This is a genomic window from Paenibacillus kribbensis (assembly GCF_002240415.1).
GTDB classification, from domain to species: Bacteria; Bacillota; Bacilli; order Paenibacillales; family Paenibacillaceae; genus Paenibacillus; species Paenibacillus kribbensis.
This window is the reverse complement of record NZ_CP020028.1, coordinates 1,234,134-1,248,567: the sequence shown is the minus strand read 5'-3', so window position 1 is coordinate 1,248,567 and position 14,434 is coordinate 1,234,134. Positions and strand designations below refer to the sequence as shown.

The 14,434-nt window shown below is 45.2% G+C and carries 9 protein-coding genes; 5 read left to right on the top strand and 4 right to left on the bottom strand.

What is annotated here, in order from left to right:
- The first annotated feature begins 166 nt into the window (after positions 1-166).
- The 4 genes from B4V02_RS05745 (at position 167) to B4V02_RS05730 (ending at position 5,286) form a co-directional block, all read left to right on the top strand.
- Complete coding sequence (locus B4V02_RS05745) at positions 167-1,138, top strand: LacI family DNA-binding transcriptional regulator (protein WP_094154072.1); 972 nt, start codon at positions 167-169, stop codon at positions 1,136-1,138.
- Positions 1,139-1,368: 230 nt separating this feature from the next.
- Positions 1,369-2,217, top strand: a complete 849-nt coding sequence (gene licT, locus B4V02_RS05740; protein WP_068500154.1) for a BglG family transcription antiterminator LicT — start codon at positions 1,369-1,371, stop codon at positions 2,215-2,217.
- 229 nt (positions 2,218-2,446) lie between these two features.
- Positions 2,447-4,303 carry a beta-glucoside-specific PTS transporter subunit IIABC gene (locus B4V02_RS05735; protein ID WP_094154071.1) on the top strand — a complete coding sequence of 619 codons (1,857 nt, stop codon included), beginning with the start codon at positions 2,447-2,449 and terminating at the stop codon, positions 4,301-4,303.
- A gap of 467 nt (positions 4,304-4,770) precedes the next feature.
- A complete protein-coding gene (locus B4V02_RS05730) occupies positions 4,771-5,286 on the top strand; it encodes a thioredoxin family protein (protein ID WP_094154070.1) in 516 nt (171 codons plus the stop codon).
- A gap of 198 nt (positions 5,287-5,484) precedes the next feature.
- Here B4V02_RS05730 and B4V02_RS05725 read toward each other — a convergent pair whose 3' ends face one another.
- A complete protein-coding gene (locus tag B4V02_RS05725) occupies positions 5,485-6,843 on the bottom strand; it encodes a sugar phosphate nucleotidyltransferase (protein WP_094154069.1) in 1,359 nt (452 codons plus the stop codon).
- Positions 6,844-6,995: 152 nt separating this feature from the next.
- On the opposite strand from B4V02_RS05725, the gene B4V02_RS05720 reads away from it, so the two are divergent.
- Entirely contained in the window at positions 6,996-7,691 is a 696-nt protein-coding gene (locus B4V02_RS05720) for a response regulator transcription factor (protein WP_094154068.1), read from the top strand.
- A 40-nt stretch (positions 7,692-7,731) separates the two neighbouring features.
- Here the strand turns inward: B4V02_RS05720 and B4V02_RS05715 are convergent, their stop codons facing one another.
- From B4V02_RS05715 to B4V02_RS05705, 3 genes are read right to left on the bottom strand one after another with little or no spacing between them, the layout of a single operon-like run.
- Complete coding sequence (locus B4V02_RS05715; RefSeq protein ID WP_094154067.1) at positions 7,732-12,159, bottom strand: MATE family efflux transporter; 4,428 nt, start codon at positions 12,157-12,159, stop codon at positions 7,732-7,734.
- 50 nt (positions 12,160-12,209) lie between these two features.
- Positions 12,210-13,943, bottom strand: a complete 1,734-nt coding sequence (locus tag B4V02_RS05710; RefSeq protein WP_094154066.1) for an ATP-binding protein — start codon at positions 13,941-13,943, stop codon at positions 12,210-12,212.
- Positions 13,940-14,389: a hypothetical protein gene (locus B4V02_RS05705; RefSeq protein ID WP_094154065.1), complete on the bottom strand. Its 450-nt coding sequence runs from the start codon at positions 14,387-14,389 to the stop codon at positions 13,940-13,942. Before B4V02_RS05705 ends, B4V02_RS05710 begins: the two co-directional genes overlap by 4 nt.
- Positions 14,390-14,434 lie beyond the last annotated feature (45 nt).

Sequence of the window (14,434 nt, the reverse complement as noted above, 5' to 3'; positions counted from 1 at the left end):
CTAAAGGCTCCGCTTTCGATTTTGCAAGAACAACCGTATAATGAGGACCATTCTTTTTGAAATACACTTAAAGATGCTTTAAAATGGACGTAATGCCCTCATTAGCATACTAATCTTTGTAACGCGTTTCATGTCAAATATTTTTTCTTATGTGAGGAGAAGCATCATGTCGAATCTTGATCAAATTGCCAAACTGGCGGGCTTTTCCAAAGCTACAGTATCCAGAGTGTTAAATCAGTCACCTCATGTCAGTCACGAAACCAGAACAAAAATCTTAAAAATCATGCAAGAGATGGATTACGTCCCCAATCGGAATGCGATTTCCTTATCCAAGGGTCAAACACTACAAATTGGAATTATTACTTCAACCATTAATGAGATTGTTCTGGCCTTTCTGGACAGCTTTGTAGAAATTGCGGGCCAGTACAGTTTTCAGACCATTATTTATACTTCCGGAGAAGATAAAAAGAAAGAGCTTCAGGCTTTTGAGGATTTAAAAAGAAAAAGAATCGATGCGCTGGTCATCATTTCCTGCGTGAATGATACCGATTTGTTAAGCACCTACTGCAAATATGGCCCGATTGTGTCATGGCAACGAATGGAGCATACCGCTATTCGCTCGGTCGCTATGGATCAATATGAAGGATACATGCTGGCACTACAGCATCTGATCCAAAAAGGCTATACTCGAATAGCCAATGCCTTTGGCCGCCCGAGCAGCATCAATACCCAAAGCAGACAACGAGCCTATGAGCATATCATGAGTGAGCATAACCTCCCTATTTTGCAACATTGGAATCATTCCTCCATCTATAATATCCGTGACGGCGAACAGGTCGTTCGTGATTTGCTGCAGCGTCGGGATGAATTCCCAGAGGCTATTTTGTGTGCTAACGATTATGTGGCAGTCGGCATTCTCTGTGAAGCACGCAGACAGTCGCTTAGTGTTCCTGAGGATCTGGCAATTATTGGGTTTGATAACACTGAGCTAGCGCATACGATGGGAATTACAACCGTTCAAAATCCCATTATGGGTCAGGCGCAAAATGCCTTTTTTATGCTATCGCCTCAGTTAATCGGCCGCCAAATGGAGCTTCATTCGCTGGAATACAGCCTGATTGAACGTACAACTACATAGGTAACGTTACTTGTAAATTAGGCAAAACGACCTTGATGTAAAATATTTTTTGTCGAAAGGGAATAAAATATGTTGAAATCGCTTTTTTTTGTGCTACAATAGCACTATATCGAAGGATTGTGACCGGTGATGCGGGCAATGCCTGAGTTCAATTGAGTGCTATTGCTAACAATAGTGTTGAATTGTGCTTGGGCATTTTTTATTGGTAAAGGATGGAAGGGGGAACTTCAATGATTATTGAGAAGGTGCTCAATAACAACGTCCTGTTGACTAAAAATGATAAAGGCAAAGAGGTCATCGTGATGGGAAGAGGCATTTCCTTCAAAAAGGTAGCTGGCGACCACGTCGATGATGATAAAATAGATAAGATTTTCATGTTAAATGAAAACGAGTTCACAGCCAAACTTACAGAGCTACTAAATGATATCCCCGTATCTCATCTGGAGGTCGTGAATGAAATCGTAAAGCATGCAACGGAAGTGCTGGATACGGAATTAAGCGACAATATTTATTTGACGCTGACTGATCATATTCATTTTGCCGTACAACGGCAGGAAAAAGGACTGGCGCTCCAAAACGCGATGCTGTATGAAATTAAACGCTTCTACAAAAAAGAATTTGCAGTTGGACTGGACGCGCTGCAAAAAATCGAAAATACGCTTGGAGTCAAGCTGGGCGAAGATGAAGCGGGATTTATCGCACTGCATATGGTGAACGCACGGATCGACGGCAACGAAATGAAGTCCACACTGAAAATGACCGAGATCGTTCAGCATATATTGAACATTATCACGTACCATTACGGCATTGTGCTGGATGAATCATCTTTTAGCTACTCCAGATTTTTGACACACCTGCAATATTTTGCAATGCGGGTCATCCGCAAGGAGGTCATTCACAGTGGCGAGGAATTTTTGTACAACCAGGTGAAGCAGACGTATACCGAGGCCTTTGCCTGTGCGCAAAAGATCAATGAGTACCTGGAAAAAACATACGATCAATATTTAAGCAAGGATGAATATGTATATTTGACCATTCATATTCATCGCGTGACGGAACGAAATAATATAACAGACTAAAAACTTCATACCTTCATCGTTCATGGATTGTGACTGGTAAGGCAGGCAAAACCTAAACTGATGGTGAAATCAACGTTCCTCTATAAGAGAGGGTGCGTTTGTTTTCACCACGAGTTTAGGTTTTTCTTGTTTACAAGGTTAAAAGGATGCACGCCGGCGCATCTTAGCAACATGAGGTAAACAGAAAGTCCTATCCATAGCAAAGAATAACCCATAAGGAGTTCTGAACATGAGCGATAAAGAGCTATCCAAAAAAATAGTGACCCTCGTTGGTGGCGAAGAGAATGTCAATTCGGTATTCCACTGCGCTACACGCTTGAGATTTAAATTAAAAGATCGTACCAAAGCGGATAAAGCTGCACTGGAAGCAACCCCAGGTGTCATTACTGTAGTGGAAAGCAGTGGTCAATTTCAGGTTGTTATCGGCAACAATGTAGGTCAAGTATTTGAACACATGATGGCAGAAACAAATTTGCAGGATGCGGAGAATCCAAATGCGAAAAAGGAAGAATCTTCCGAAAAAACGAATTTTCTTGGTAAAGCGGTTGACATCATTTCCAGCATATTCTCTCCTCTCTTGGGCGCTCTTGCCGGAGCAGGTTTGCTCAAAGGGATTCTGGCATTAATTCTGTCACTCCATTGGATTAATGATAAAAGCGGTACGTATCTGATCCTAAACGCAGCTTCGGACAGCGTATTTTATTTCTTGCCCGTATTTCTAGCTATTACATCGTCCCGTAAATTTAAAACAAATGCCTTTGTATCAGTCGCAGTTGCCGGAGCACTCGTCTACCCGGCTGTTATTACAGCGGTGGACAATCCGGCCAAACTGGCTTTTCTCGGCATTCCAATCATTCTGATTAAATACAGCTCCAGCGTCATTCCCATTATTCTGGCGGTGTGGGTGCAATCTTATGTGGAACGCTGGTTTAATTCCTTTGTTCATCAATCGGTTAAAAACATCATCGTACCGATGCTTTCACTGTTGGTCGTTGTTCCATTGACGTTTTTGGCCTTTGGTCCCGTAGGGAACCTGGTCAGCCAAGGCTTGGCAAGCGGTTTTACATGGGTATACAATTTAAGCCCATTGATCGCTGGTGCGGTTGCCGGGGCGTTCTGGCAAGTATTTGTTATTTTCGGTGTGCATTGGGGCTTCGTTCCTATTATGCTGTCTAATATTTCAACATTGGGTTATGATACGATGCTTCCGATGCTTACAGCAGCCGTACTTTCTCAAGCTGGTGCAACATTGGGGGTATTCCTGAAATCCCGCAACACTCAAATGAAGGCTTTGGCAGGCTCCTCCACGCTGGCGGCTGTATTTGGGATTACAGAACCAACCATTTATGGCGTAACATTGAAATTGAAAAAGCCATTTATCTATGCTTGTATTTCCGGCGGTATTGGGGGGGCTATTATCGCTTCCGGCGGAGCGACTGCAAAATCCTTCTCCCTGCCTAGTTTGCTGGCTTTGCCTACTTATTTTGGAACTGGTTTCTTGTGGCTTGTCATCGGCTTGCTCGTTGCCTTTGGGCTTGCAGCCTTGCTGGTTATGATCTTGGGCTTTGATGATCCAAAAGAAGAAACAGCCAAGACAGCAACAGCACCAGAGAAAAAAGAAGCTGCAATCGAGAAGGAAATTATCGTAAGTCCTTTGCAAGGTAAAGTATTGCCTTTGGATCAATCCTCTGATGTTGCTTTTGCCTCAGGGGCCATGGGGAAAGGAATTCTAATTGACCCGACAGAAGGTGTACTGACATCTCCTGTAAACGGAACGATTACGACGGTATTCCCAACCGGACATGCTATCGGTATTACATCCAATGACGGAGCAGAAATTTTGATCCATGTGGGTGTCAATACAGTGAAGCTGAAAGGGCAATTTTTTGACAAGCGCGTAAAAGAAGGCGATGTGGTGAAGCAAGGACAGCTGCTGCTGGAATTTGATATCGAGCAAATTAAAGCTGCAGGCTATCCAACAGCTACACCAGTTATTGTAACCAATTCTGCACAATATCTGGATGTACTGACCACGATGGAATCTGAAGTAAAACGCGAAGATTACTTGTTGACTGTAGTGGTCTAACAAAAGGGGTTGTACCCTAAGTGGAATTTTCTACGAAATAGACGCTCCTTGTTATTTTAAAAATCATAACAAGACTGAAAAACAGCGATTCTCCGGTTGGAGAATCGCTGTTTTTCGTTTTTGCTTTTAGAAGGAATGTACAGAACTTTTTCCACTTAAAGCAGCGGAGAGGACGGAACGATTGTGGAAAAGCGTTAGTGTTCGCCTTTGTACCCGGATTTTCACCGCTAAGGGGAATAGAAAAAATCCGGGTACAACAGCGATTGGAACAACGGTCCGTTCGCGGAGCGTCCACCTCCAGTTCCCCAGTCGATCCTACTCAAAAAATAAGATTTATCCCAAACAGCCATTTTTTTCGCTTTTGCGACATGATCCCTTTTTTTCTTACATAGTGAGACAAGTGTTACAGTCAAAAATGGAAATATCATTTATACTATGCGTTAGATTGTAAAAAAAGGAGGATTTCTGTGAAAAAAGCATATATCGCCGGATTAAGTGTCATTGTATTGCTTCTTATTGCTATTGCGATTTCTGCCGTATTCAAATTTCAGGGCCTGGAGCAAGTGATTCAACAGAAAGACAAAGAGATTCAAGCGAGCAAAAGCAATTATCCCGAAATATATGACCATTTGAATGCGGTTACTATGGATGGTTTCAAGAAACTGATCCAGCAGGATCAAAGTGTGTTCATCTATGTCGGCAGACCCAGCTGCGGTGACTGCAACCGCTTTGAGCCGAAATTTAACAAAATGATCGAGGATTACAATCTGGGCTCGAAAATTACATTTTTGAACGTTCATAAAATTCATAAGGACAAACCCCAATGGAATAAATTCAAAGCGGATTACAACGTTAAATACACTCCTACGATTGCAGAATTCAGACAGGGCAAGCTGGTTGATAAAATAGAATGGACACCTGAAAGAGACCTCAGTACGGATGCTGTAAAAGAGTGGCTGATTTCCAAAAAGCTTATTCAATAAGCCTCGTGCTTCGTTACGCAATGCGATATACGAACAAGCTGTTCATGCAAAAAAAAGGTATTCACGCGCCTGGCGCATGGATACCTTTTTCTGGGGAAAACATACAAATCATCCACTCACAAAAAATAGGTCCTGGCCCCTCCTGTACTCCCCTCTCATACCTCGTTCATCTACATCCAAGTCTTATTTGTAAGCACTTTATAGGGAATGAGTGTCCAGCGGGTCGGGAAATTCATATCGGCTAATATCCGTTTCTGATACGATATGCCCGATTTGTGACTCGATAAATTCCAGATCTTCCTCTATTGCGCCTATAAAATGCTTCGCACCAGGCTCTACGACGATAACCTCACCAGGACTGACTGTCTGTGTCACGCCATTGATACACACGCTTCCGGTGCCTGAGACGATGGTCCAAACTTCTTTACGGAACTGATGCTCATGATAGCTGATAAATCTTCCAGCCGAAATAACAACTCGTTTGGTCACTGTCTGCAAACCACTTGCTGACTGTTGATGGGATAACACAGTTTGCTTTCCCCAGAAGCGCTCTTCAAAGCGCGGACCGATTTCAATTTCGGCCACCATATCCTTAATGCCTGTAGAAGATTGTCGATCCGTAACCAGCACGCCATCCGGCCCGGCAACGACGATAATGCCCGGAACATTCCAGATGCTGACCGGAATCTCCAGTTCATTGATAATATGCGAGTCATGTGAAGCTTCTGAAATATAGCCGGGGCCGCTCAGCTCTGAGCTCATTTCCCGCACCAACGAATCCCAGGTTCCCAAATCCCTCCACTCTCCATGGTACGGAAGCACGGAGAGCTTGCGTGTATGTTCTACTACCGCAATATCAAAGCTGGTTTTGGGCAAGTCTGCATAATTTGTCGAAAGAGATTTATAGTCTGCTGGTAAACCCTTTTGCTCCAGTATATCCAACAAAAAACCTAGCCTGAAAGCAAACACCCCGCAATTCCATAAGGCTCCTTCACGGATCAACGCTTCCGAACGGATAAGATCAGGTTTTTCTACAAATGAGCTAACTCTATAAAATGGCTGGGCAAACGAAGGGGATGACGAAGGCACAATGTACCCGTATTTATCTGAGGGCTCGGTCGGAGCCGCTCCCATCAGTGCGATATCACTCCCCGACTGCTCTAATATAGAAGGAAGTCTGCGCAGATGCTCAAAAAATTCATCTCCCGCATATCCGTCCACCGGCATGACGCCTACGATTTCGTCGCGTGAAGCACCTGCAACGTCATGCAAGTAGGCTGTAGCCAGTGAAATGGCTGGGAAGGTATCCCTCTGAGTCGGTTCTTCTATGACCACTGCATCTTCGCCAATTTGCCCCCGAATCAGCTCGGCCTGAGTCCCACTTGTTGAAAAATAGGCCTCATCAGCCAAATTCGCTTCATCTAATTGTCGCCATATTCGTTGCAGCATGCTTTCGGGTCGTTCGTCATGACGCAGGATGGAAAGAAACTGCTTGGGACGGTTCACATTGGATAAGGGCCAAAGACGTTTACCCGAACCCCCGGATAATAAGATCATTCGCAAAGACGCAACCTTCTTTCTCTAAATTAAATTTTTTTCTTCTAATTAAGACTGTTCGTTTTTCGCATTTCTGCCGAATACATAAGTATGTATTATTGTGAAAAATACATACTTATGCAACGCTATTGTCTATACAGGAGATGTGAGTTATGCCCATAAAAATATTTATCATTGAAGATCAAAAAAGTTTGGCAGATATGATTGCTTTACATCTTCAGGAGGAAGGTTATCTCACCGAGATTATCTATGATTGTAAGCTTGCCATTCCTACACTTATGCGTTTTAAGCCTGATATCATTGTGACCGATCTGATGTTTTCCGGTAAGGTCGAATGTGGACTGATCGGCCAAATCCGTCAATTTACAACAGTTCCTATGCTAGTCATCTCTAATAACACCTTGTTGAATATTAGGATAAAGGCTCTGGATGACGGAGCGGATGACTTTTTATGCCAGCCCTTCAGTCTGAGAGAGTTGAATGCCCGCATCAAAGCCCTGCTGCGCCGCAGTGGCAGCAACATGCCCACTGAATCGCAAACGGTAACCCCAAAGATTAAAAAGGTAAGAGTTTGGGTGAATGATTACCGTCATAGCCTGTTAGTCGATGACCAGGAAATTGAAGTTACTCAAATCGAATTTTCCATTATAAAAGAGATGTCCTCCAATCCAGGAAAAGTCTTTACCCGCAGCGAGCTGATGGATCGGATCAAAGGCGGAGATGGCGCTTATCTGGATCGTACCATCGACGTACATATTTCCAGCCTTCGCAAAAAAATAGAACGTGACCCTAAAAATCCTCAGCATATCCGCACTGTCTGGGGCAGAGGCTACAAATACGAGATGTAGCCGTATCATGCTACCAGTTCCCCCCTGAGCAGCTTGCTTCTTATGGAAGCTTTCGCTTTTTCCATCGCCGATAAGGAAGAAAACAAGCTGCTCCACCGAGTATCCCGATGGAGAACATTACCCAGCCGAAACGATAGGCGGAAGCCAGAATAACGATAACTTTCCCCTTTCCATTGCCACTCGTAATGAATCCGGTAGTCACGCCATTTACAGAAAGACGAGCACGCTGATTTTCGTTTCCCAGCCTAAACTCCCATAGCGGGTTGGGTGACTCGGTCTCCCGGATCAGCACCTGCTGATGCGATGGGTTATATAGCGTAAAGCTGCGTTCCATGGAATTTTCACGAGTAGCCTGAATACTTTCCGAAGCATATGGTGCTATAAAAAAGGTATCCATATCTGTTCCCTCAAACAACGTGAATTGATCCACTGTAATCATCGCTCGATAAGGAATGATGGAATAGTTCTTCATTTGAAACAAGCCTGACTGCTTCTTATGCGAATGTGCCAAAATCTGAAACTGCATAAAGGCGGTTCCTTCCGGAGCCTTCACAATCTGATCATAATGATTCCATTGCTCCTTATCTCTCTCCTCGACCTCGTCAATATATGAGGTTTGGAGAATTTGAGAGGCTTTATTCAAGAAAATGACCTTCATATGCCGACTTCCAATTTGCTCTGACCGCGCATCCAACTGTACCGCATACTCCTGCAGTGGCTCAGCCTTCATTTTCCGGGACGCATATATATTCCAGTCACAGGAATAGCTTGGGGCATAACGAATGGATAGCCCATCGCCTGACAAAGACAGATTCGTCTGGCCGGGCCGAATATCCGCTACACAGCCTACAGCGGTGCTTAAGGATTCCGTGGTGTCCTCCTCAGGCATCACCGTCACTTCCTGTCCAACCATCCGATGAATATCTCCAAAACTGCTCAATGACGGCACCTGACTGTCCAGTACAAGTGTTAAGCGGTACTTCCCTTTGGGTAAGAACAGATTTCTGAATTCTACCCGTCCATAATCCTTCAGGAGACCAGGGACATGAATAATTTGCTTGGAGAAACCATCCTGATTCGGCAACGTTTCAATAACCTGATTTTCGGATAAAGAGGTGGTGGGCAACCGCTTATACACCTCACCTGTACGAACCGTTCTTGTCAGTACCTCTCCGGTCTCTTGATTCGTCCATTTCATTGTCAGCGCCCCATGATATCCGGAGGGTAAATCAGCCAAAATAGCGGTGGAATAAGTGCCTGCTTTGGCAATTTCCACATCCCTGCTCAATGAACCTTTCTGAAAGCTGATTCCCCGTCCCATACTGAGCCGTGGCAGGGCACGCTCCGTCTGCACATTCCCTTTAATGTTAAAATCGTTTTCTGCCTCCAAGGTGAAAAAAAGCTTGCCCCGCTTCAACGCCTGCTCAACCGGAAAAACCAGCTTATCCAACTGATCTATAGGTACAATGGCAAATTGATTGACCGCATTAAAGCCCTGCAGGTTAGTAACCGTAATCGGAGTATCTCCTTTGGGGAAGGCATGCTCTCCCAGATCGACCCATTGGAATTGGTTCAAGCCCTCATCCTGGGTCTTTATGTTAACCACTTTGTCCGGCAGTGCGACTTGCAATTTCCCGCCTGCCTTATTCATAAACACTCTGGCATACACTTTCGAGGTTTGCGGTTGATCCAGCTTTTTATGCATTGTAAACGAGTTGGGCTTGCTGTATTGCCCCAAATCACGTAGCTGGATATCATGAATCCACCAGTAGTTTTTTTGCTGTGGACGTTGCAGGGTTAGCAAATCCATTCGCATCCAATAGCTTCCAGGCGGCGACACATATTCCCCGTAAAATTTTACACCGTCAAAATTATATCCCTCTGAAGGCGCCACAACATAGCTAACCCCCAGCTCGCGCATTTGCTTATCGTAAAACCTCATTTTTACATGCATTTTGTTCGTCCCGCGCCCGGAAACGGTAATTTGGAACTGATACGGATTATTTTCCTTGGCTTCCAGCAGCCCGGATCTGGCGACCTGCCATATATTACTCGGGTCCCCCTTCATAATCTCACCATGCAGAGTAGGTACATCATTCAGTTCCTCACGGGGATTAGCCTGTACACTGAACAGCTGCGGATTATCCGCCTTGAAAAAGGTTTCCGTCTTCAGCATAGAGTCAAAATCCACGACTGTTTTCCCTTCGATGCTGCTCATCTGATAAGGGGCCACATCCAGCTTCTTACTGGCAAAGGTGACTGCAATCCCTGCATCCATTTCCATATCAAACGGAAAGTTCCGTATATTTTGGGAGGATAAATACCACAGCCATTCATTGGTCGAGGCAAAGGTTTTGGACCATTTCAAAAAGGCATTGCCGTCCTCAATCGCATCAAAAGGCTTCAAGTAATCCGCTGCCGGAAGCTGAGACAACAGCAAATCATTAAAGGAGGCCGCTTCCACATAATCCCCCTTGTTGACCGTCTGAATCGTGTTCAACTCAGGCTTTAACGTACTGAACAGCACCCCGAAGCGGCTAAAATCAAAGCCAGGCAGATGACTGTAGCTCTCCAATCGGCTAAACCCGTAAGGTGTCACAATTTTACTAGCCAGAATGTTCATATAAGGCGGTGCCTGATCCAGATTAAATATGGAAAAGAGCCCGTTTTTGTAGGTACGCTTCAATCCAGTCTGGCCTTCCAACTGGGAAAGGTGAAAATCCTGACGCTTCTCCTGTCCCACATATTCATCATGATAGACCAACTGGTTCACGCCGAAGGTAGAGAACAGCGACCCTAACCGGGAGCTCAGCCCATTGTCCATAACATATTGCAGAAAATTCAAATAGTACGTAATCCCGGGGTCATTTCCCTCATGATGGAAGATGGTATTTTTGGGAGAAGAATATACCTGGAAATCTCCAGTTGCCTTCTCGGTTGCAGTCTTCCCTTTATTCCATTTGGGCGTGGCCACTCCGTTATAGCTTTGAATCATATTGTCGGCAATGGGAAAGTACAAGGCCTTGCTGTCAAAACGATTCGGATCTGTCAGCTTTTCAGCCATTTGGGCATAATCCGATGGCACTTGAACCGGCTTGTAATATCCCTCAATGAACTGAGTACGTAGGGGAGCAAAATACACCCCCAGACACAAGACGACGATAACCAATGCCAGCTTTTTATATGCACGCTGCAATGGCGACGATCCGAACCACTCCATAAACTGAATCACACCAAAGGTCAGCAACACCCCAAAATTAAGAGAGAGCAGACCAATAAATTTGTTGGGATCACGGAAAACCGAGCCAATCACAGGAGTCTTCGTAACCAAAATGACAAACCACTTGGCAATGGATGGAAACGTCGTCCCGGTAGCTGCAACCAGAAACATCACCGTAAGCAATGAAAAAATCAGAATGATCGGATTTTTATGTGAACGGGTTACCATCGCATAACCGATCAATAGCAGCAAAAATCCTCCTCCGACATAAAATAAGACAGGCAGTGAGGAAAAGGAAAACATAGGCCACCAATAGCTCAATAGATAACCGACATTAGTTAAACTGCTATTACGGCTAAACAGAGACAACGTATCCACGACGTTGATATTATGCTGAGACGCTTGAGCGCCCATCAGCATGCTGCCGACATACAGGGACAACCAATAAAAGCTGAGTAGTCCAAAAAATACGCCAAAAATAATCCCTTTACGCAAAAAATTGCCGTATAACGGCTGTAGATAGGTGCGACCAGCCTTACGGTGGGTCCAGGTCAGCTTGATCAATAGCAGCATGGTGAACAAGCCCAAATAAATCATGCCGAAGAAAAAATAATGAATGGCCGCGGCACTAACGGTGAATACCGCAGCCAGCAGAAACAGGTCGATCCAGTTCCGTTGATACAGCTTATGTGGATGATAGTTCTTAATTTGTTGAATTTGAAATTTAGGATCAACCGCACTGAAAAAGAATCTCAGCATTAACGGAAACAAACTATATCCACAGAGCAAATAAATATGCTGTATTCGGAAAATAACCCATGGATTCAGCGCATAAAACAGCGAACCAGCCGTAATAGCGAAAATACGGGTTTTCGTAAAGCTCGGTGAATAATACACACTGACCAGCCGTTTGGCAAAGGCATACATCGAGAACGCCGAAATAAATAACAGACCCGTGATAAAAGATTTCAGCAAGACCGGCCCGCTCTCGTCAAATAACAGTGAAAGTACATAGAAAGGCAAAATATACAGGATACGTGGAGCATTGAACAAGGTCGAGGTAGACCAGCGTTCGTTCCATACTCCTGTTATTTCTTCCAGATATCGATGAGAGGTGGCTCCAAAGGCAATGTCGCTAAACACAATTTGCCCTGGTCCATAAATGGGAGCAAGATATGTAACAATGGCCATCAGCATCAATATCATTGCCGCCATATCATAGCGATAGCGAAATACCCATTTTTTCATGCTCAGCCCCCTCTCTTGAATTTCTCGTTGATCTGTCGTTTATTTTTGGGCTATCTTCTCAATTGAACAATGGCCTGCAAGCCTTGATCCGTATTCCGCAGCTTTAAACGACCGCCTATCGTCTTCAGGTATGCATCCATATGATACAGGCTGAACGTATGCTCCTGCGAGCTTTGGGAATAATCCGGCTGGAAATAGCTCCAGCGCATTTTATCATCAATCCCGCCGCCCGTGTCTTCAATAAGAATAATAATTTCTCCTTCTTCAAGCCGTGAACTCACCTTGAGCATATGAGACTTGCGCTTGGATCGAAACCCTGTCCGACTTCGCTCCTGATTCTCTACCGGCTCTCCACCTTGACCCATGGCCTGTACTGCATTTTCCAGCAGCCCCTGAATTGTTTTGTACAGCATCGGCGCTTGTGCTGCAATCGATGGAACAGGCTCTTGCCGCAAGATGACTTGAATGTTCTTCATGTTCAATGAACGGTTCGCCCATTTCAACGACTCGGACAATACCTCATTCATATCGGTGAAGCTAATTCCACTATTGTCATGCATCTTTTCTTCCAGCTCATCGCGCAGAGTACGTACTCCCGTCAGCAGTTCTCCCAGTGAGGACTCCTGTCTGAGACGACCCTGAATGAAGTTCTCATTCAACTCCCGGAAGTACTCCAGCTCCTCATGAGATGCTCCTTTTCCCTGGCTGGAAGCCGCTTCAAAGCGGTTGGCCAGATCATGATAGAAGCCCAGCAGCTTCAAATCATCACCGCCTGTCAGACGAGCAGTCTGCCCTTGCAGCTCCTGCAGCCGCTGCTCAATCGTCTGCATTAACGGTAAATAATAGGTGTCCTGCTGCTGTCGCATATCCTCATCCCGCCGCTGGTCACGCACCTGACTATTGACGATGGCATCCTTCACAATCCGTTTGCGGAACTGTATGAGCATGGCCCACAGCATAAGCAATATGAGAGCCATGACCATCAACAACTTTTTGCGAAAAGAGCTGATGCGCTCTGCAATGTCCTGACCGGTATCTTCAACCGATATGTAAAGCGCCTCTTCCCCGATGCGGCTGAACCCTATTCCATGTTTCTCTCCGCCATCTTCAACGACGCCTGTATTGCCCTCCAATAGCCTGCGGGTTGCGTTCGTAATATCCGTTCGGTTGATATCGGGTGTATTGCGGGAGGCTACAACCTTAAATTGATTATTATAAAACAAAACCTCGTGCTGATTGACCGGTTTACTTTTAATAATTCCACTAAGCATATCAGCATCAACCGTACGCACCATGAAGCCGCCCATCTGCGCCCCTTGAATCCTGCATACCATATACTGGGCAGGCTGATGATCCTCTGTTACAAAGGGGCTTATGGCACAGCCATTTTGCAGCCATTTAACCTGTTGAACCGCGCTTTTCATCTCACGATTGTCTTGCCCGGCAATGACATGATACTGTTCATCCAGCACATAAAAGGACCCGGTTTCCCGCTTAAACCCCTCGGGGTATTGGCGTTTTCCCTGATTCAGCATATCTCTGCCCAGACTGGACGACAGCTCCTTTAGTTCAGCCTGCCATGCAGTATAACGCTCGGTTATACTGGCGGACAGTTCCTGCACCTCATGCTGGAGCTGATCATTTTGAATTTCTGCCAAGTGACTGCTGAATTGCCGTATGACAAACCATTGAAGCACGGCAGCCAAGAACACAGTCACGCACAGAACGATCAGGTACAGGATCAGCTTTTGCCAACCCGGTTTCAATAAAGCCCATTGCTTCATGCTCCCCTGTCCCCTCCATTTTGTTCAAGACGGCCCAAAATAGCCTGCATCAGACATTCCAGCTCATAGCTGACCAGCGGTAGCCGTGCACACAGCAGCCGGGGAGTCCGGCGCTGGAGTGCGGCAAACCTCGCAGCGGTTTCCGGTGCTTCGTCCGTCAGCAAAATCAATTCGCATGTTTTTGCGATATATAAGCCATCCAGCTCTTCTTCGCCATACTCCCGAAGATCAACCACATAAATATCATGACGATTATCCATGTGCTGAAGTGCACTGGAGACGGTCAGGGTTACACCCGTATGTCGCACAGCATGATACTGATGAAGCAGACGCATGCCTTTTTCCCAGAGCGCATGTTCAGCCGAATCGAACCGTTCACAAAAAATCCGCAACGCCCGTTCTGCATTGACATCTTTTAAAAATGCCAAAACGCTGATATTATACATGTAGTTCCTCATTTCTTACTTCATGAATGGAGTTGCGCAGTTGCT